Annotated in this window: 16 protein-coding genes; 5 read left to right on the top strand and 11 right to left on the bottom strand. The window is 70.2% G+C overall.

Annotated features, from left to right (window positions below; genetic code table 11):
- Positions 1–2: 2 nt before the first annotated feature.
- The 4 genes from SYV04_RS29285 to SYV04_RS29300 all read right to left on the bottom strand — a co-directional run bounded on the left by SYV04_RS29285 (position 3) and on the right by SYV04_RS29300 (position 6411).
- The gene (locus tag SYV04_RS29285) at positions 3–1388 is read right to left on the bottom strand and encodes a peptide ABC transporter substrate-binding protein (protein WP_321549241.1); all 1386 of its coding nucleotides are present in this window, start codon (positions 1386–1388) and stop codon (positions 3–5) included.
- A complete protein-coding gene (locus SYV04_RS29290) occupies positions 1385–2740 on the bottom strand; it encodes a VCBS repeat-containing protein (RefSeq protein WP_321549242.1) in 1356 nt (451 codons plus the stop codon). Before SYV04_RS29290 ends, SYV04_RS29285 begins: the two co-directional genes overlap by 4 nt.
- Positions 2737–5328, bottom strand: a complete 2592-nt coding sequence (locus SYV04_RS29295; RefSeq protein ID WP_321549243.1) for a penicillin-binding protein 1A — start codon at positions 5326–5328, stop codon at positions 2737–2739. Before SYV04_RS29295 ends, SYV04_RS29290 begins: the two co-directional genes overlap by 4 nt.
- 99 nt (positions 5329–5427) lie before the next feature.
- A complete protein-coding gene (locus tag SYV04_RS29300; RefSeq protein ID WP_321549244.1) occupies positions 5428–6411 on the bottom strand; it encodes a tetratricopeptide repeat protein in 984 nt (327 codons plus the stop codon).
- Positions 6412–6541: 130 nt separating this feature from the next.
- Here SYV04_RS29300 and xth point away from each other — a divergent pair, with 130 nt between their 5' ends.
- On the top strand, positions 6542–7312 hold the full coding sequence (xth, locus tag SYV04_RS29305; protein WP_321549245.1) for an exodeoxyribonuclease III: 771 nt from the start codon (positions 6542–6544) through the stop codon (positions 7310–7312).
- Positions 7313–7332: 20 nt separating this feature from the next.
- Here xth and SYV04_RS29310 read toward each other — a convergent pair whose 3' ends face one another.
- Both SYV04_RS29310 and SYV04_RS29315 read right to left on the bottom strand, forming a co-directional pair.
- Positions 7333–8289 (bottom strand): hypothetical protein, encoded by a 957-nt coding sequence (locus SYV04_RS29310; RefSeq protein ID WP_321549246.1) that lies wholly within the window; start codon positions 8287–8289, stop codon positions 7333–7335.
- Positions 8290–8314: 25 nt separating this feature from the next.
- Positions 8315–8767 (bottom strand): ABA4-like family protein, encoded by a 453-nt coding sequence (locus SYV04_RS29315; RefSeq protein WP_321549247.1) that lies wholly within the window; start codon positions 8765–8767, stop codon positions 8315–8317.
- 174 nt (positions 8768–8941) lie between these two features.
- On the opposite strand from SYV04_RS29315, the gene SYV04_RS29320 reads away from it, so the two are divergent.
- Positions 8942–9433 carry a hypothetical protein gene (locus SYV04_RS29320; protein ID WP_321549248.1) on the top strand — a complete coding sequence of 164 codons (492 nt, stop codon included), beginning with the start codon at positions 8942–8944 and terminating at the stop codon, positions 9431–9433.
- A 138-nt stretch (positions 9434–9571) separates the two neighbouring features.
- On the top strand, positions 9572–11197 hold the full coding sequence (locus SYV04_RS29325; protein ID WP_321549249.1) for a GMC family oxidoreductase: 1626 nt from the start codon (positions 9572–9574) through the stop codon (positions 11195–11197).
- Between the two features lie 6 nt (positions 11198–11203).
- On the opposite strand, the gene SYV04_RS29330 is transcribed toward SYV04_RS29325, so the two are convergent.
- On the bottom strand, positions 11204–11845 hold the full coding sequence (locus SYV04_RS29330) for a TetR/AcrR family transcriptional regulator (protein WP_321549250.1): 642 nt from the start codon (positions 11843–11845) through the stop codon (positions 11204–11206).
- Between the two features lie 105 nt (positions 11846–11950).
- On the opposite strand from SYV04_RS29330, the gene SYV04_RS29335 reads away from it, so the two are divergent.
- The gene (locus tag SYV04_RS29335) at positions 11951–12913 is read left to right on the top strand and encodes an NAD-dependent epimerase/dehydratase family protein (RefSeq protein ID WP_321549251.1); all 963 of its coding nucleotides are present in this window, start codon (positions 11951–11953) and stop codon (positions 12911–12913) included.
- 7 nt (positions 12914–12920) lie between these two features.
- On the opposite strand, the gene SYV04_RS29340 is transcribed toward SYV04_RS29335, so the two are convergent.
- Together SYV04_RS29340 and SYV04_RS29345 are read right to left on the bottom strand one after the other, a co-directional pair.
- Positions 12921–14984, bottom strand: a complete 2064-nt coding sequence (locus SYV04_RS29340) for a hybrid sensor histidine kinase/response regulator (protein WP_321549252.1) — start codon at positions 14982–14984, stop codon at positions 12921–12923.
- A gap of 132 nt (positions 14985–15116) precedes the next feature.
- Positions 15117–16145 (bottom strand): alpha-hydroxy acid oxidase, encoded by a 1029-nt coding sequence (locus SYV04_RS29345; protein WP_321549253.1) that lies wholly within the window; start codon positions 16143–16145, stop codon positions 15117–15119.
- Positions 16146–16318: 173 nt separating this feature from the next.
- On the opposite strand from SYV04_RS29345, the gene SYV04_RS29350 reads away from it, so the two are divergent.
- Complete coding sequence (locus tag SYV04_RS29350; protein ID WP_321549254.1) at positions 16319–16600, top strand: hypothetical protein; 282 nt, start codon at positions 16319–16321, stop codon at positions 16598–16600.
- Between the two features lie 55 nt (positions 16601–16655).
- On the opposite strand, the gene SYV04_RS29355 is transcribed toward SYV04_RS29350, so the two are convergent.
- On the bottom strand, positions 16656–19049 hold the full coding sequence (locus SYV04_RS29355; protein WP_321549255.1) for a glycoside hydrolase family 31 protein: 2394 nt from the start codon (positions 19047–19049) through the stop codon (positions 16656–16658).
- Positions 19050–19177: 128 nt separating this feature from the next.
- On the bottom strand, positions 19178–19693 hold the full coding sequence (locus SYV04_RS29360; protein ID WP_321549256.1) for an OmpA family protein: 516 nt from the start codon (positions 19691–19693) through the stop codon (positions 19178–19180).
- Between the last annotated feature and the right edge of the window lie 57 nt (positions 19694–19750).

Below are 19750 nucleotides of genomic sequence, written 5' to 3' on the forward strand. Positions count from 1 at the left end.
CCTCACCGGCGCGTCCCCGCCGCCGGGGACTGTTCGGCAGGCAGGAGGTAGGCGCCGTCGAGCATGGGCAGCCCCTGGGCATCCATCACCAGCCCGCCCACCTCGGGTGCCACGCGCACGCCCAGGCCCTGGGCGTAGAGAGGGATGATCGGCACCGAGGGGGCGATCGCCAGCGCCCGCTCACGGGCCTTGGTGTCCCGGGCGGCGGGGTCCGCCACGGAGCCGATGAGGGGCAGCTCCACGCCGAGCAGATCCTTGCGCCCGGCCGCGTCCAGCACCACGGCGAGCGCCGGGCCGGGCAGGGGCGGCAGGAGCAGCGAGTGCAGCATCAGCTCGAAGTCCCCCTTGGCCCAGCGGGCGCGCAGCGTGGCGCGCGACAGCGGCTCCAGCGCGACCTTGTAGCCACGGTCGTGGAGCTTCACCTGGATGCGTTCGGCCACCGCGCGTTGGTCCTCGAGGCTGGCGTCGTAGAGCAGCGTCACCGTCTTCATCCCGCCCGAGCCGGGAGCACCCGGGCGAGGCCGGGGCGCCTGGGTCAACAGCGCGGGGGGCAGGAGGTGCGGCATGGCCACGGCGGGCGCGCGCACGAAGAGGCGGGTGAGATCCTCGCGATCGATGGCGCTCTCGAAGGCCTGCCGGAAGTCGGTGGGGACGCGGCGCGGCGAGAAGGCCAGGTACGTGGCGTGGAGCGCCGGGCCGGTGAGGACACCCGCCTCGGGCAGCGAGCCCAGCGCCAACTGCACCTGCCGGGAGGACCAGAGCCGCGACAGGCCGCGCTCATCCGTCGGGGTGAGCATCAGCCGGTCCAGGTAGGGGCGGCCCTCGGGGTAGCCGAGCCGAGCCTCCAGCACGCCCTTGCTCGCGGTGGCGGCGAACGGGCCCAGCGAGGGCGCCACGGTGGTCAGCGGCAGCGCGAGCGCCGGGTGGCACAGCGAGCGCTCCAAATCCGGCCACGGGAAGGACAGGGGCAGCTCCAGCGCGGTGCCGTTGGCGGAGAGCTGCCGCCCCTCGGCCTGCACGGGAAAGAGCAGCGCGCGGTAGGGCGAGGCGTCCTTGGGGTTGGACAGGCGCGTCCACGCGCGGGCCAGGGTGTTGGCCAGCACGAGCGAGGGCAGGTTGAGGCGCACCGTCTGGGCCGTGGAGCGCGTCACCTCGCGGGCGACGGCGGGCTGGAACGCGCCGCTGACATCCATGCGGCAGACGGGGCGGGACAGCAGGCCGAACAGGGTGGCGTCCACCGGGGTGTCCGCGAGCGTGGGGTCGCCCAGGTCACCCGAGGTGCCCGTGTGGGCCACGCGCAGCTCGCCGCCATAGGGCACACGGCCGGCGGCGAGGGCAGGCATGGCGCCGAGCAGGAGGAGGGTTGCGAGAGCGGGGCGGAGCGTCATGGCGCACCCTGGCGCATGAGGAAGACTTCACCGGTGCCGTCGATGTGCCAGACACCCACGAGCACCTCGCGCTGCTTGTCCTGGTCCAGATCGGCAGTGACGATGTGCAGCGCGCGGCCCGCGGGCAGGGTGCTCTGCCACAGGGGGCTGTGCGCGGTCGGGTCGTCGCCGGTGAGGGCGTAGACGCGCACCGAGTCCGGCGAGGGGTAGATCTGCGGCGCGGTGGTGATCAGCTCTGGCGTCTCGTCCCCGTCCAGATCTCCGAGCGCGCTGCCTGCTCCGAGCCCCTGCATGCGGATGGGCGGGGTGGTGGCGCGCTGATACAGGGAGGCGCTGCCGTCCAGGTGGACGAAGAGCATGCGCGGCGGGGCGATGCTCGAGGCGGTGAAGGGCGCGGGCACGGTGAGCACCCGGCCCTCGCTGAGCCGCACCTCGGGAGTGAAGGTCGTCTGGCCCGCGGTGAAGGTGGCGCGCTCGGTGGCGCCCAGCGGGGCGGTGTCCAGCGGGCCGATGGGGCGCAGCGCGCTCTTGGCCCGGTCGAATACGAGCACCTCGCCGTGCGCGTAGCGGGTGGACCAGGCCGCCAGCCGCGCGGGCTGGGGAATGATGGCCACCACGCCAAAGGGCTCGCGGGGCGGTGAGGAGTTCAACGGCAGGCCCTCCAGCTCCCGGCGCGCGAGCAGCCGCCCGTCGCCCCCGAAGACGGACACGGCCCGCTCGGTGAGGACGGCCACCTCGTCCTTGCCATCGCCATCGAGGTCTCCGGCGGCGAGGCCGGCGGGAGGCCCTTCCAGGCGGACCAGCACCGCGCCCATCAACCGCACCGGCCGAGGCCCACTCGTGGTGGGCAGGGGCGAAGTGGCGATCGACTGCGGCGAGATGGCGGCGAGGGCCAGCGCTCCGGCGTCCGCCTCCACCGCTCGGACCACGGCCATGGCTGGTTCGGGTGGGCGGCTGGGCGTGCGGCCGGCCCAGAAGTTCACCCACGTTCCCAGCAGGTCTCCGTTCGCGCGGAGCTGTCCGTCGCTCACGGAGATCGTCAGGCGCACCAGGGAACGCGCGCCCTGCTCCCGGGCCACCTGCTCGGCGGCTTCAGGAGAGGGGGCCTCCAGGACGACGGGGCCCTGCTCCTCGGTGGAGAGCTGAGCGGCCAGCATCGTGCTCACCGCGCGCCGCAGCTCGGGAGAAGTGCTGCTCAGGTGCAGGGCGATGGGGGCTTCCGGTTTGTGGGCCCGCACGTCCTCGGCCACCAACTGGGCCAGCCGCACCACGGAGGGTGGCGCGCCCGGAGCAGGGGTGGTCGGAGCGGCGGCGAGAGTGGACAACAGCAGCGTGGCGAGAGCGTGGCTCACAAGCCTCCCCGTTTGCCGTCCTCGAGGAAGAACTCGCTGGTATCCACCTGGCCGGGAGGCGGGGCCTCTTCGGTGGGCTGGGTGCCCTCGAGGAAGGGTTCGAGCCGGCCGGGCACCGAGTTGCCCGCGAGCAGGCCGGTGGAAGGGTCGATGCGCACGGTGACGATGCCGGGCGGCACCTCGAACTCGCGCGCCGGCAGGCCCTGGTGCGCCACGCGCATGAAGTCCAGCCAGATGGGCAGGGCGGCGCGGCCACCCGTCTCCGTGCTGCCCAGGGGCGAGTTGTCGTCGAAGCCCACCCAGGCGCTGGCGACGAACTCCATGGTGTAGCCGGAGAACCAGGTGTCCTTCGACTCGTTGGTGGTGCCCGTCTTGCCGGCGGCGGGGCGGTTCAGCTCGCGCACCGCCGTGGCTGTGCCCTCCTCCACCACGCTGCGCATCAGCGTCGTGGTGAGGTAGGCCACCGCCGGAGGCAGCGTCTCCTCGAAGGCGGGCGCGTGCTCCTCCAGCACCGTGCCCTTGGTGTCCCGGACGCGCAGCACCAGCAGCGGCTCCGCGTAGCGGCCATTGGCCTGCATGGTGGCGTACGCGTTGACGGCCTCCAGCATCGTCACCTCGCCAGTGCCTAGCGCCAGCGTGAGGTTCTCCGGCAGCGCCGAATGGATGCCCGCCCGCCGCGCGTAGTCGATGGCCGTGGCAGGGGTGATGGCCTCGATGAGGCGCACGGACACGGTGTTCTTGGACTTGGTGAGCGCCTGGCGCAGCGTCATCGGACCGTCGAAGCGCCCATCATAGTTCTTCGGCTTCCACTGCTTGCCCGTGTACGGGTCGCGGATGGCCTCGGGCGCGTCGTTCACCGTGCTCAGCGGCGTGAAGCGCCCACTGCCCAGCGCCGCGGCGTAGAGGAAGGGCTTGAAGGACGAGCCCGGCTGCCGCTTGGCCTGCGTGGCGCGGTTGAAGGAGGAGCGCTCGAAGTCATAGCCGCCCACCATGGCCACCACGTACCGGTTGGCGGGGTTGATGACCACGAGCCCTCCCTGCACCTCGGGGATCTGATCGAGCGTGGCCTCCACGTTGGCGGGAGCGGGCAGCGCCTTGAGGATGCGCACGCGCACCAGCTCTCCCACCTGGAACACGCTCGAGATGCTCGACGGTGCGCCCTTGCCCTTCTGGCGGGCCCACTTCACCGTGGCGAACGACACCTCGGCGGTGCGGCCCACGAGGTCGATCTTCGCGGTGCCCTTCTTGTCATCCACCGAGGTGACGTAGCCGCTGAGGCGCAGGCCTTCCTTCAGCGGGCGCAGGGGAACGGAGCGCGCCAGGGTCTCCTCCGCGGAAGGGGGCGCTTCGCCCTCGGGGGTGAGCTCCGGCCGCTGCTCCTCGACGCCCTCGTCGGGGGTCTTCTCCGGCTCCGGAGCAGCCGTGGCCAGCGGCGCCAGGTCCGCCACGTGCTCGGCCTCCTTCTGCCGGCGGCCCGCCTCCTCGATGCGGTGGGCGATGAGCCCCTTGAAGCGCTCGAAGCGCTCGGCCTCCATCGTGCCCAGCGGACCGCGGTAGCCCTGGCGCCGGTCCACCGCCTCCAGGCCGTTGCGCACCGAGTCCTCGGCCGCCCCCTGCAGCTTGGGCATCATGGCGATCTCCACGCGCAGGCCGCCCTCCAGCACCGCCTTCTCCCCGTAGCGCTCGATGAGCGTGCGGCGGATCTCCTCGGCGTAGTACGCGCCCACCGGGGGCGGCGGCCGGGGTGCCAGGACGATGGGCTTGTCCATCTCCGCGTCCACCACCTCCTTGGGCAGGAAGCCGTGCTGCGCGAGCTGTCCCAGCACGTAGCGCTGGCGGGACTTGGCGCGCACGATGTTCGTCTCCGGGTTGATGCGGTGCGGAGACTGCGGCGTGCCTCCGAGCACCGCCGCCTCGCCGATGCTCAGGTCCTTGGCGTGCTTGCCGAAGTAGTAGAGCGCCGCCTCCTCCAGCCCGTAGCGGCGCTGCCCGTAGTAGATCTGGTTGATGTAGAGGTTGAGGATCTGATCCTTGGTGAGCGCCTCTTCCACGCGCGGGGTGAGGATCCACTCGCGGATCTTGCGCGCCAGGCTGCGCTCGGGCGTGAGCAGCAGGTTCTTCACCACCTGCTGCGTAATCGTCGAGGCGCCGGACTTGCGGCTGCCGGGGATGAGGTTCTTGATGGCCGCGCGGGTGATGCCGAAGAAGTCCAGGCCCTCGTGCTTGTAGAAGTCCGCGTCCTCGGCGGCGAGGAACGCGTCGCGCACGTGCTTGGGCAACTCCTCGATGTTCACCAGGGTGCGGCGCTCCAGGTAGAACTCGGCGCACAGCGAGCCGTCCGCGCACGTCACCTTCGTCACCTGGGGCGGCCGGTAGTTGCGCAGGGCCTCCACCGAGGGCAGGTCCCGGCTGAAGTAGAAGTAGACGCCGGTGCCCGTCGCGAAGGCCAGCAGCACGAGCACCAGCGAGACGACCAGCAGCCGCTTCGTCCACTTCCAGATGCGGGCGCCGAGGCCCGGACGCGCGGGAGGCGGCGGCGGGGCCGGGGGCAGCTCGGGGGTGGAGGGGGCTTCAGGGGGTGTGTTCATCGCTCGGGCCGGAGTCATGGGGCGCGGTGAAGGGCAGCGCACGTTAAACCGATGGGCGCGGAACGGGAACCTGCCCGGGCCGGCGCCCACAAGCGGGCCTCATGGGCCCGTGTCCTCGGAAGGCTGCCCCGGGGCCAGGCCGTCCCGAGGCCCAGGAGGGGGGACGTCGAGGCGGGCCACCTTGTTCACCCGGTCCCCGTTGAGGCGCGCCTTGACGTAGCGGGGAGAGAGCCGGGTGGCGGCGGCATAGGCGGCCTGGGCCTCCTCGGCGCGGCCGAGCCGCTCGTAGGCGACCCCCAGGTTGTTGTGGACGTAGGCCACGTGCGGCAGCCGGGCGGCGGCGCGGGCGAGCACCTCTGCGGCCTTCGCGTCCTGGCTGGAGCGCAGGTAGGCGAGGCCCAGGTTGTTGAGCGCATGGCCATGCTCCGGCGCCAGGTGGACGGCCTGCTCCAGGCGCGGCAGGGCCTCGGGGAGGTTGCCCGCGGCCAGGTGGGCACGGCCAATCACGTGGTACGCCTCGGGCTCCTCGGAGTCGCGCAGGAGGGCCGCTTCCCCCGCGCGAGCCGCGTCGGCGTACCGGCCCAGGGTGATGAGGAGGCGGGCCTGCTGGACGAGCGGGGAGGCATCGTCCGGGCGCAGGCGGCCGAGTCGCTCGAAGGCGTGGACGGCGAGCTCCGGCTGTTCGGTGAGCTGGGCCAGGCGGGCGAGCGCCCGCAGGGTCTCCTCGTCCTCGGGCGTGTCATGGAGAGCACGGCGGCACTCGGTGAGCGCACCCGCGAAGTCACCCAGCTCCCCCAGGGTCCGGGCGCGGGCGAGGTGGTTGATGCGGCTCAGGTGCTCATGCGCCAGGGACAATTCGTCCGAGGGCGGCAGCCCCTCTTCCGTGGCGGGAGTGGATTCCACCGGAAGAGAGAGAGAAGGCGGCGCGGACGTTACGGCCTTCGCGGCAGCCATGTCGGACGAGGTAGGCCGAGAAGGGCGCAGGGCCAGGAGTCCCTCGTAGCCGGCGATGCCCAGGACCGCGAGGATGGGCAGGAGGGCGGGGAGCAGGTGGGGATGGAGCGCACGGGCCTTCGTCTTCATGACTTCCCCTCATTGCGATGCTCATGCCAGGGGGATTTCCCTCGAAAGCGGGGAAGGGTGTGTCCCCGCAGCCACAGGGGCGGGGGAAAAGCGTGGAAGGCGCCGGAGGGTCGTGCGACGGTGCCGCGCGATGAAAATCGTGACCTGGAACGTGAACTCGGTTCGGGCCCGGCAGGAGCGGCTGCTGAACTGGTTGAAGACCCACCAGCCGGACGCGCTCTGCCTTCAAGAGCTCAAGTGCGTGGACACGGACTTCCCCATGGAGGCCGTGCGCGAGCTGGGCTACCACGCGGCGATCCATGGGCAGAAGACGTACAACGGCGTGGCCATCCTCTCGAAGGAGGAGCCCCAGGACGTGGTGCGCGGCATCTCCGACGGCGTGGAGGACGCGCAAGCCCGGGTGATCGCCGCGACGGTGAAGGGGGTGCGGGTGGTGAGCGTGTACGCGCCCAACGGGCAGGCGGTGGACTCGCCGGCGTACGAGTACAAGCTGGAGTGGTACTCGCGGCTGCGGCGCTACCTGGACACGCGGCACAAGCCGGACGAGCCGCTGGTGCTGTGCGGCGACTGGAACGTGGCCCCCGAGGACATCGACACGTGGGACCCGAAGCTGTGGGAGGGCCAGACGCTCTTCACGCTGAAGGAGCGCGACGCGCTGCAGCGGCTGTGCGCGTTCGGGCTCACGGACGTGTTCCGCAAGCTGCACCCGAACGAGCAGAAGTTCAGCTGGTGGGACTACCGGGAGCTGGGGTTCCCGAAGAACAAGGGGCTGCGCATCGATCACCTGCTGGCCACGGCGCCGCTGATGGAGCGGGCGGTGCAGTCGGAGGTGGATCGCGAGGAGCGCAAGGGCAAGCAGCCCTCGGACCACGCGCCCGTGTGGGCCGAGTTCAAGGACTGAAGCCCGCGCCCATCGCCGGGTCAGGCCGCGGCGATGGTGGGCGCACGCTGGCGCGCGAGGCTGGCCGCGTACGTGACCAGGCTCGCCACCGCCACCATGGCGAGGCTCACGAGGCCCGCCGCATCCCAAGCGACGAGGGGCATGCCCCGGAGCGCCTGGACCGCGAGCGCCAGGGTCAGCCCCAGGTAGGCCACGCCCGCGGCGCGGACCAGGGCCAGGCGCAGGGACTCGGAGCGGCTCCGCCGCCGCGCGAGCAGCACCGCGAGGAAGGGCAGCACCTGCATGCCGTGCAGCCCCAGGAAGTGCGCCGGCCGCATGTCGCCCGCGGTGGTGCTCCAACCGACGAGCGGCAGGCCCGGGCCTCCGTCCTTCCCACCGAAGGTGTGCGAGCCCGACTCCACCACCTGGCCCGCCTTCATGCTCTCGATCTGCTCCGCTCGGGGAGTGGTCATGAAGTAGCCCAGCCCCGCGCCCAGGATCCCCACCACCAGGCCCACGCGCAGCGCCGAGGCCAGCGGGCGGTCCGCGAGCTTCGCGCGCAGCAGCGCGTAGGCCAGCACCATCATCGTGACCCAGAGCACCAGGATGGCGATGCCCATGACCGCGAAGACGACGTTGTCGAACAGCGTGGCGATGTTGAAGTGGCTGCGCACCCCGCGCGCCGCCTGGAGCGTGATGGCCACCATCTCGAGCACGCCGCACGTGGCCAGGATGGCGCCCACTCCGCGCACGAACCGGCGGCGCTCGGAGAGGAAGCCGAGGAAGTAGAGGACGGTGGCGTTGTAGATGGCCAGTGAGACGTAGAACTTCGTGGGCTTGAGCCAGATGGGCTCACCCAGCAGCTGGCGCGTGTCGAGGATGAGGCCGGCGGTGGTGAACGCGGCGCCGAGGAGCATCAGCACGGTGCTCACGGTGAGGACCGGCGAGAGGGCCCAGGCTCGGTTCCAGAGGCCACGTGGGGCGGGCAGGGTGGACATGGGGTTCTCCTGAGAGGGAAAGGTATCAGTGGGAGGGAGCGGGGAGTGGGGCCACGGCCGGCAGGAAGCGTCGGGACAGCAACCGGACGGCCGCGTAGGCGAGGTAGCCCACGGGCCCGAGCATGAAGGTCAGCACCAGGCACGGCGCGACGAGCAGGTGGGGGATGCCTCGGCGCTGGGCATCGGCGAGCACCACTCGGCCCACCAGGAAGTCGAACGCGAGGTAGTGGATCCACGCGGCCAGCAACATGCCGGGGCGCTGGAGCGCGGCGCCGATGTGCGCCAGCGTGTCGAACTCGCGCAGCAGCCCCGGCAGGTGCGGGGCGACCAGCACCAGGTACAGCACGCCGATGCCTAGCGGCAGCACATCGCTCTCCACCAGCCACCGGGTGAAGCGGGAGCGGGGCGCCAGCAGCATCGACAGCCAGCCCACCAGCACCGGGACGTTCAGCACCTTCAAGATCAGCTCTTCGTTCACGGGACACCTCGCGCTCTGATGTTTACGATGTAAACCATGAAGTTGACGCTGTCAACACTGAGGTCGTCCTTCCCCTGGGCAAGTGTCCGAGGGGCTGGCTCTTCGACTGGGCGGGCGCCCGCTTGTGGCGCTCAGCCTCGGCCCCCTACCATCCGCGCCGCGAACAGGAGGCTCATGAAGTCAGCAGTGCGGCGGTACCCATGGATGGCGGCGTGTGTGGTGGCCCTGATGGCCTGCTCCAAGGCGGAGATCTCCGACGTCACCCCCGGCGCCGCCAACGTGGGCGCGGCGGAGGTGTGGATCACCCTGACGTTCAAGGAGCTGCCCCAGGAGGGCGACCCGACCGACGTCGAGCTGACCCTGGACTCCACGGTGCTGGGCGATCAGATCGTCATGAGCTGGGCGGACATCGCGGAGCGGGATGTCATCGCGTTGGGCGACTTCAAGGGGCACGCCATCAACACCGAGACCACGGGTGACCAGCCCCCTCCGCTCGGCACGCCCATCAAGTTCCGCATCACGCTTCCCTACCGGGAGGAGGTCAAAGTGAAGAACACCGACGACCTCATGCTGCACCTGAGCTTGAGCTGGGCTGGCAAGCGCGAGGACAGTGACAAAGAGCCCATCGGCCATCTGTATGAGTTGGGTCGCGCTGGCGAGCGCTGAGCCTGGCCTGGAGCGAGCGAGGCAGGGGAGGGTCCGCTCCCCGCCGGGGAAGCAGGGGCTGCTCCGAAAAGCCTTGCCTGCGATAGTGAAGCGAGAGCCCCACGCGTGAAGGCCCGGGGCTCCAGGGCGGAGAGTGCAATGGACTGCGACTTCCTCATCATCGGCTCGGGGTTCGGCGGCAGCGTGAGCGCGCTGCGGCTGATGCAGAAGGGCTACCGCGTGGTGATGCTGGAGAAGGGCCGGCGCCTCGGGCCACAGGAGTTCCCGAAGACGAACTGGAACCTGAAGCGGTGGCTGTGGATGCCGCAGCTCGGCTGGCGCGGGCTGTTCAAGATGACCTTCTTCCGCCACGTCACCGTGCTCTCGGGCGTGGGGGTGGGCGGCGGCTCGCTCGTCTACGCCAACACCCTGCCCATCCCGAAGGATGACTTCTTCCAGAACGGCTCCTGGTGCCGCCTCGCGGATTGGAAGCAGGAGCTGGCGCCGCACTACACCGAGGTGCGGCGGATGCTCGGGGCGAGGGAGAACCCGCTGCGCACCTACCCGGATCAGGTGCTCCAGGAGGTGGGCAAGGAGATGGGCCGCGAGGACTTCCAGCCCACCACCGTGGCCGTCTACTTCGGGGAGCCGGGCGTCACCGTGCCGGACCCGTACTTCAACGGCGAGGGCCCGCCGCGCACCGGCTGCAACTCCTGCGGCGGCTGCATGCTGGGCTGCCGCTTCGGCGCGAAGAACACGCTGGACAAGAACTACCTCTACTTCGCCGAGAAGCTCGGGCTCACCATCCACGCGGACACGGAGGCCACGTGGGTGCGTCCGCTGCCAGAAGGGGGCTACGAGGTGGAGGCGCTGGAGGGCACTTCGTTCTTCCGGCGCAAGCGGCGCTTCACCGCGCGCCAGGTCATCTTCGCCGGCGGGGTGCTGGGGACGGTGGATCTGCTGCTCAAGCTCAAGGAGCGCCCGGACGGGCTACCCCGGCTGTCGGACCGGCTGGGCGATGAGGTGCGTACCAACTCCGAGGCCCTCATCGGCGTGGTGACGCCCAACCGCGAGCGAGACCTGTCCAAGGGCATCGCCATCGGCTCCATCCTCCATACCGACGCGCACTCGCACCTGGAGCCGGTGCGCTACTCGGCGGGCTCGGGTTTCTTCCGGACCCTCATGGCGCCCTATGTCTCCGGCGACAAGGTGGTGACGCGGCTGGCGCGGCTCATCGGCGTGATTTTGCGACACCCGCTCAAGCTGCTGCGCGTCATGACCGTGCGCGACCAGTCCAAGCAGTCGATGATCCTCCTTTATATGCGCACGCTGGATGGGCACCTGAGCATGCGGCGCGGGCGCGGGCTGACGACCGGCTTGCGCAAGGGTGTCACCACGTCGCTGCACACGGGCCCCGCCCCCACGGCCAACATCCCCGAGGCGGCCGAGCTGGCGCGCCGGGTGGCCGACAAGCTCGACGGCATGCCGATGAGCCTCGCCAGCGAGACGGTGCTGGGCATCCCCACGACGGCGCACATCCTCGGCGGCTGCTGCATGGGAGACTCACCTCAGACGGGGACGATCGATTCCCAGCACCGCCTGTTCGGCTACGAGGGCCTGTACGTCATCGACGGCTCGGCGGTCTCGGGCAACCCGGGCGTCAACCCGTCGCTGACCATCGCCGCGCTGGCCGAGCGGGCGATGACCTTCATCCCCGCCAGGCAACGGTTGGAGTCGGGACAGGCGCTCCCCGAGGCCAAGCTCCCGGCCGCCCTGGTCGGGTGAGCAGGCTCAGCGCAGCCTGGCGGCGCGAGGACGCGTCGCGGGGGAGATCAGGCCGTCGAGCAGCGCGCGGGTCAGGGTGGTGGTCATCTCCTCGGCCGGCGTTTGCAGGAAGTCGGAGCAGGTGATCTTCAGGCTCACCACGCCGTGCATTCCCGCCCAGAACACCTCCGAGAGTCGTCGAGGGACCGCGTCCTTGGCGAGCCGCCCCTGCTCCTGGAGCTCTTCGAAGGCCCGGACCATCAGGAGCAAGGACTGCTCCCCGGGGTCATCCGGGCCGCCTCGAAGCACCGTGCCGGTGTACTTCGGATCCTCCATGAAGATGAGCCGGTAGGTCTCCGGATGGCTCATCGCGAAGCGCACGTAGCCCTCGGCCACCACGCGTAGCCGCTCCAGCGGGTCGGCGAGAGGGGCTGCTGGCGCCAGGAAGTTCCACAGCTCCCGGAACCCGCGCACGCACAGCTCCCGAGCGATCTCGTCCCGGCTCTGGAAGTGCAGGTACAGCGTCGCCGGCGCGTACTCCACCGCGTCCGCGATCTTCCGCATCGACAGCGCGTCAAATCCCTCCTGGACCACGATGGTCCGGGCGGCCTCCAGGATCTGCTCCCGAAGCTGCTCCTTCTGGCGCTGCCTGCGCTCGGTGCTCCCCATGAAATGAAAGCTACGACTTGACGGACCGAACGGCCACCATTAAATGAACAGCGTTCAGTGAACAGTGTTCACTTTCAATTCGGTTGTTCAGAGAAGGGTGCTTCCATGGGCAAGATCGCGCTGTTCGGAGCGGCGGGGGCCATTGGCTCCAGTGTGGCGGATGCGCTGCGGTCGCAGGGCCGTCCCTACCGGGTCGTCGGGCGCTCCCAGGCGTCGCTTGAGGCGAGCTTTGGCAGCGATCCCCTGGCGGAGATCGTCACCTGGAACCCGGAGGAGCCCGCCTCGGTGCAGGCCGCGGCGCAGGGGGTGGAGACACTCGTCTACCTGGTCGGCGTACCGTATTGGGACTTCCGCCTCCACCCGGTGCTGATGCGCCAGACGATCGAGGGGGCGGTCGCGGCGGGGGTCTCCAAGCTGGTGCTCATCGGGACGGTGTACCCCTTCGGGCGGCCGCGCACGGAGCGGGTGGCCGAGGACCACCCCAGAGAGCCCCACACGTTCAAGGGCAAGATGCGCAAGGAGCAGGAGGACCTCGTCCTCGCGGCCCACCAGCAGGGGCGCCTCCAGACCACCATCCTGCGGCTGCCGGACTTCTACGGGCCGAACGTCGAGCGCAGCTTCCTGCACCTCGCCTTCCGCGCCGCGCATGAAGGGGGCCGTGCCGATCTCATCGGGCCCATCGACACCCCGCACGAGTACGTCTTCGTGCCGGACGTGGGGCCAGTGGTCACCGCGCTCGCGGACGAGCCGCGCGCCTACGGGCGCACCTGGAACCTCGCGGGCGCCGGTGTCACCACGCAGCGCACGCTCGTCGTGCGCATCTTCGCCGAGGCGGGCCGGCCGCCGAAGCTCCGCGTCGCGGGCCCCTGGATGGTGCGCGCCCTGGGCTTGTTCCAGCCCTTCATGCGGGAGCTCGCGGAGATGCACTACCTGCAGACCACGCCGGTCTTGATGGACGACTCGGCGCTGCGCGGGTTGCTGGGCGAGGTGCGCAAGACGCCTTACGAGGAGGGGATCCGCCGGACGATCGAGGCGCTGCGTACACCCGCCGCCGCTGGAACTCGATGAGCTTCCATCAATCCCGGAGGGTCTGGGCCAGGAGTCGGAGAAGCTGCTGTGCGTCGAACGGCTTTTCCAGCCAGCCGTTGGGGATCGTCGCCAGGAACGTGCGCGCGCGCGGAGTGTAGGTGCCTCCCGTCATGAAGATGAAGCGCGAGGTGAGCTCAGGCCTCAGCTCGCCCAGGCGCTCGTACAGATCCATGCCCGAGACCCCGGGCATCATCAGATCGCAGAAGATGGCATCGAAGGACTCGCCAGCCAGCAGCCGCTCCAGAGCCTGCTGGCCACTGTCCACCACAGTGGCCGTGTGCTGAGGGCCCAGCATCCGGGCCACTGCCCGGCCCACCCCCGGCTCGTCATCGATGACGAGGATGTGCGCGCGGCGCTTCTCGAGAGGAGCCGGGGAGGGCGCTTTGGCGAGAGGCGCCGAGGGCACCGCTGGCAGCAGGACGGTGAACGTGGAGCCGCGTCCCAGCTCGGTGCGGACGGTGAGCTCTCCGCCCATGTCCCGGACGATGCTGTGGCAGATGGACAGCCCCAGCCCCGTGCCGGCGCCCACCGGCTTGGTGGTGTAGAAGGGCTCGAAGATGCGCGGCAGCACCTCGGGCGCAATGCCCGTGCCGGTGTCGCTCACCTCCACGGCCACGCGGCCAGAGGCATCGTGCCGCACCCGGACGGCGATCTCGCTCCCCTGCGCGTTGCCTTCGGGAATGGCCTGAGCGGCGTTCACCAGCAGGTTGAGGAAGACCTGCCCCAGGCGCGCACCATCGGCATACACGGCGGGCACGGGCTCGTACTGCTTCACGAGGCGCGCGCGCGAGCGCACCTCATGGAGCGACATCTTGATGGAGAACTCGATCACCTCGCGCACGTCCACCGCGGTGCGCCGCTCCTCGCCCTGGCGCGAGAGGACCTTCAAGTCCCGCACGATGGTGCGCACCCGATCGGCGCCCGAGTGCGCCTCTGTGAGCAGCTCCTTCAGCTCGTTCAGTCGCGAGCGCCAGCCTCGCGCGGCCGCCAGGGCGGGGGCGTGCTGCTCGAGCTCCTGGGTGAGCTGATCCACCTCCTCGCCGGCCAGGACGAGGTTGCTCAGCACGTAGGTGAGGGGGTTGTTGATCTCGTGACCGACGCCGGCGGCGAGCGTGCCCATCATCACCATCCGGTCGGCCTGGAGCAGCTGGGCTTCGACCTGCTTGCGCTCGGTGATGTCACGCCCCAGCACGAGCACCGACGGCTCGCCATCGAACTCGAGGGCCAGCGCCACGGTCTCGCTGTAGAACCAGGTGCCGTCGCTGCGCAGGCTGCGCATCTGCTGGGGAGGCGCTGGCTGGCCCGTGGCGATGATGTTCTTGACGCGCTGGGTGACCATCTCCCGGTCGTCCGGGTGGATGAGCTCCAGGACATGACGGCCGATCAAGTCACTCGCCCGCTCGTAGCGCAGGGACGTGAGCATCGCCGGGTTGACGTACACGTAGCGCTGGTTCCGGTGGACGCAGATGCCCTCGGGCGCGCTCTCGATGAGCTTGCGGAAGTTCAGCTCGGTGCGCTGCAGGGCGTGCTGGGTGCGCTTGCGGTCCGTGACGTCCTTGAACACGTTCAGCCAGCAGCCCGCGGTGCCGTGCGCGTCCCGGATGGCCGAGCAGAACCGCTGGAGGGTCCTCCCGTCGCTCAGCACCACCTCGTCCTCCCTCGGCTCGAGAGAGACGTCGTCACCGAGGGAGGCGTACCGCCGTAGGAAGGACTCGCCGTCCGCCACGGCGGGCAGGCAGTGCTGGAGCACCGTCGCATGGAGGCCTTCGCCGCGCCGGCAGGACTCCTCCAGCGGCTCGATGTGCCAGAGCTGGAAGAAGCGGGGATTGGCATACAGGACGCGACCAGAGCGGGCGTCCACCAGATAGAGCCCGAGCGGCAGGTCATCGCTCAGCCGCCACGGCTGGGCCGCTTCGAACGCCGTCTCCTCCAGGATGTTGAAAGGGGAGCGCGGAGGGTGAGGGGCGTCGCTCCGTGGATCCTCCCGATCTCCCGCGCGTTGCTCACGAGGGGGCGGCTCCAAGGGCGGATCAGAGGGAGGATGCGCCATGGCGGCAGTGTGCCCTCAAACATCCGGTGTTGCACAAGGCCCGACCGCCAGGGACGACGGGTGGCCGCCTGGCAGGCCAGCGGCGTCGCGGGACATGCGGCGCAGTCGACCAAGGCGGTGCTCGTGGCCTCGCTACACCGCACCCAGGGTGACGAGGTCCGAGGTGACCTCGTCGACAGAGGAGGCTCCCGCGAGCGCCATCACATGCGCGGTGTCCTCCTGGACCTCCGTGAGGACGCGCTGGACGCCCGCGGCGCCCTCCGTGGCCAGCCCCCAGAGCACGGACCTTCCGAGTAGGACGGCGCGCGCTCCCAGTGCGAGCGCGCGCACCACGTCCCGGCCGCTGCGCACGCCTCCGTCCACCAGCACCTCGCCTCGGCCCGCGATGGCCTCGACCACCTCGGGGAGCGCCTCCGCCGTGGCGACCGCCCCGTCGAGCTGCCGGCCTCCATGGTTGGAGACGACCACTCCCGCCGCGCCCGCCTCCAGGCAGCGCGCCGCGTCGTCTCCGCGCAGTACGCCCTTCACCAGCACTGGCAGTCGCGAGAGCTCGTGCAGCCAGCCGATGTCATCGAACGTCACGTTCGCGGCCTGCTCGGCCAGCGCCACGTCCGTGAGCCGCTCCAGATTGGCGCGGAAGTCCTCGTCCGGGATGGCCAGGCTGCCTCGGTCTCGGCGCTTGCGGCCGACATAGGGCGTGTCTCCCGTGAGGACGAGCGCTCGGGCTCCCGCGGCCGTGGCGCGCTGCACGAACTCTTTCGTGAGACCGCGGTCGCGAAGCAGGTAGACCTGGAACCACCACGGACCTGCCGCCGCCGCCACGGACTCGATTCGCGTGGAGGAGCGCGTGGAGAGCACCAGCAGGCTCCCAGCGGCGGCGGTGCCTTCCGCCGTGGCGAGCTCTCCGGACGGGTGGGCCAGCCGGTGGAAGGCGGTGGGCGCCACGAGCACGGGCGCCGCGATGCGCGCGCCGAGCACCGTGGTGGAGGTGTCCACCCGGCTCACATCTCTCAGGACGCGGGGGCGAAGCCGCACCGCGCTCCAGGCGCGGGCGTTGGCCGCGAGCGTGTCCTCGTCGCCGGCTCCCCCGGCGTAGTAGTCGAAGACAGGCCGCGGGAGGACGGCGCGAGCACGCTCCTCGAGGATGGCGTAGGGCGTCATGGCCCTAGCTTGGCACCATCACCCGGGCGGTGCGCCAACCCCCTGCTCGCCGGCCTGCCGTGCGCCCGGCGGGCCAGAGCCTTTCCCTCCTCGCGTCCCATCTTCCACGGGGAGTGCTCACCGTTGAACGCATAGGAGGGAATCCCATGCATCGAACGGAGTCACTCAAGGAAATGCTTCAGAGAGGTCAGGAGCTGTCGAGCCGCGATGAGCCGCTTGCCGCCTGGAATGGGCAACAGAGCACTCGGGCGGAGCGGTTCCACGTCATCTTCAACGGGAAGGTCTACTTCAACACCGAGTGGGTGGATGCGGGGCAACGTCCCGGGGACATCAACGACATCGAGAGCAACCCCTGGCAGTACGAGCGCGATGCCACCAAGGCGGAGATGGCCAGGTTGGGCAACCCAACGGGCGACGCCCTCCTCGAGGACCATCACCATCCCCTGAAGACCTGATGAGCGACCCTCCCTGGAGCACGGCGGGATTTGCTCCCGCCGCCTCCCTTGAGGGCTAGAAGCTCACCACGAGCCGGTCCCACTTCACGCTCATGGGCACCTCGAGCACTCCATCGACCAGGGAGCCCAGCTCCAGGGCTCCGGTGATGGCGCGTACGCCCTTGAGGCCGTAGATGCGCAGCGTCTCCTTCTCACGCGGAGTGGCCAGGTTGCCCTGAACGCGGCGCTCCAGCCAGAAGCGCCCCCGGTCCATGCCTCCGGTGATGGTGGTGAGGCGTGACTCCCCGTACCCGTCACCCGCATCCTCATAGAGGCTCAGGCGCACGTCGGGCCCGGCGTGGATGTGCCACTCGAGGTAGTCCCAGTTCGCCGTCGTCGTGTGCGCCGCGGGCCGGGTGAGCGCCACGCCTCCTCCCGCGCGCAGCCACAGGGGCACCGTGTCCAGCGGGCCGTCGACGATGACGTGCTGGCCTCCCTCTCGCACCGCACGGGGCTTGTCGAGGTTGGGCCACTCCAGCCACTGGCCTCGGGGCAGGTACACCATCCGCTTCGTGTGGCCCGGCTTCGTGATGGGCGACACCAGCAGATCCCTTCCGAAGAGGAAGGCATCGAAGGCGTGAATCGCTTCCGGATCCGTCGGATCCACCATCAGCAGGGGACGCAGCACCGGCAGGCCGCTCTCGGACGCCTCGTGCATCAGGGAGTACAGCGTGGGCAGCAGCCGGTAGCGCCGCTCCAGCGCCGCCTTCGCCAGCTGCAGATACCGATCGCCGAAGCGCCATGGCTCCTGCATCGGCATGGGCTTGGCCGCGTGGTTGCGCATCAGCGGGTAGAAGGTGCCCAGCTGCGTCCAGCGGGTGAAGAGCTCGGCGCTCGGCTGGCCAATGAAGCCAGGGATGTCCGCGCCCGTGAAGGCCACCCCCGACAGCCCCAGCCCCACCAGCATGGGCATGGACAGCTCCAGGTGCTCCCAGTGGCTCGAGTTGTCCCCCGTCCATGCCGCCGCGTAGCGCTGCATGCCCGCGTAGCCCGCGCGCGTCAGCAGGAATGGCCGGCGCTGCGGGGCGTGCTTGCGGAAGCCCTCGTAGCCCGCCTTCGTCATCGCCATGCCGTAGACGTTGTGTACCTCCACGTGGCGCTGCCTGCCGTGGCGTGCTGCGAACGGCAGCGTCTTGCCCTCCGTCCGCTTGGCCTCCTCGCTCCGCCCGCCCGTCGCCATCACGCTGCCGGTGGCCTCGATCAGCGAGAAGCACGCCGGCTCGTTCATGTCATTCCAGATGCCGGCGATGCCCTGCTCGAGGAACTCCTTGTGCCAGTCGCCCCACCAGCGCTGCACCTCCTCGCGCGTGAAGTCCGGGAAGACCGCCGGTCGGGCCCACACCTCGCCCACCAGCACATCGCCGCTGTCGGCGCGCACCAGGAAGTCCTGCTCCTTGGCCTCCTCATAAGGAGCGTAGCCGGGCTCGGCCTTCACGTTGGGGTTGATGATGGGCACCAGCCGCACGCCCGCGCTGGCCGCCTCGCGCGTCAGCCCCTGCGGATCCGGGAAGCGCGAGCGGTCCCACGTCCACACCTTGTAGCCCTCGAGGTAGTCGATATCGAGGTACACGACATCCAGCGGCAGCCCGCGCGAGCGGTACGCCTGGATGACGCCGCGGATGTCATCCGCGTGCTCGTAGCCCCAGCGGGACTGCTGCGCGCCCAGGCTCCACAGGGGCGGCAGCGGCGGGCGTCCCGTGAGCGCCACGTAGCGGCGCACCACGTCGGCCAGGTGCGGGCCGGTGATGAGGTACACGTCCAGCTCCGGGCCCCAGGACTCCCACTGCACCCGCTCCGCGTCCGTGTACGCCACGTCCACCTCGGAGCGCCACGTCTCGTCCATGAAGAAGCCCCACGCGATGCCCTCGCGCAGGCCGATGGAGAAGGGGATGGAGATGTAGAGCGGATCGGTGTCCGGGTGGTGCGGCATCACGTCCGTGTTCCAGAACTTGAAGCGCTGCCCCCGCTTGTTGAGCGGCCCCACCTTCTCGCCGAAGCCGAGGTACGCCTCGTCCTCGGGCGCATGCAGCGCCAGCCGCGCGCGCGAGTGGTTCAGCGGCATGTTGGGGGCGTACTCCCCGGACACCGCCTCACAGCGCGCGAGCACCCGGCCCGTGGCGTCCCGGAAGCTCCACGTCCCGCTCGTCCGCGCCACCTCCAGCGCCACGCCCTCCGCCGTCACATGGAAGGTGTCTCCCTCGCGGCGGACCTGGATGGGCTGCTCCTCATCGGTGACGACCGCCCAGGACTGCTTGGGCGTCAGCTGGGGGTGTAGGAACCCGACGCCGGCCGAGGAGGGAGCGTGGCGGAGGCGCAGCACCCCCGGCATGGGACACCGGACTTCCAGCGCGGCGCGCGTTCCCCAGAGGTGCAGGCGGGTGGGCTCGATGGCGGACTCGTGGAGGCGCATGACCCTGATTGTACGGAGGCCAGCCGAGCAGGCGACTGCAATCGGAGGGCAGGGGAGACAAACGTCCTGGCCGGGCGCGGATCCGTGACGCGGCGCCCCGCGCACATCCGCGCCCTGGAGTCGCGAGGTTAGAACCGGACCTGGATCTCGTAGCGCCGGTTCTTGGCCTTCTTCGCCGGGGTGTCATCCGGCTTGACCAGCATCTGCTCCGAGCCGCGCCCCACGGCGAGGATCTCCCCGGAGGAGATGCCGCGCGCCACCAGCTCCTTGACGATGACGGCGGCGCGCTTCTGGCTCAGCTCCTTGTTCTTCGCCGCGTCGCCGACGGAGTCCGTGTGGCCGGAGACCTCGAACTTGTAGTTCTTCACCCCGCCCGCATCGAGCTGCTTCTTGGCGTCGACGAGCGCGGAGACGAGCTTCTTGAGCTTCTGATCGCAGCCGGGCTCCAGCGTGTCCGTGCCGGACTTGAAGCTGCACTGGTTCTTGCTCGCCTCCGTCTTGAGCTTCGCGTTGATCTTCTTCTCCAGCGTGGCCTTGCCCGCATCCCCCGCCGCCTTCTTGAACTGGTCGAGCGGGCTCTGCGCGAGCGCCACTCCGGGAGTGGCCAGCAGGGACACGGTGATGCACAGCGCCTTGAGCTTCATGGAGTGCCTCCGGTGAATGGGTTCCAGCGCGCGTAGGCTGCCCAGGCGCGCTGCTCG

Origin of the sequence: Hyalangium ruber, assembly GCF_034259325.1 — a bacterium.
GTDB lineage: Bacteria > Myxococcota > Myxococcia > Myxococcales > Myxococcaceae > Hyalangium_A > Hyalangium_A rubrum.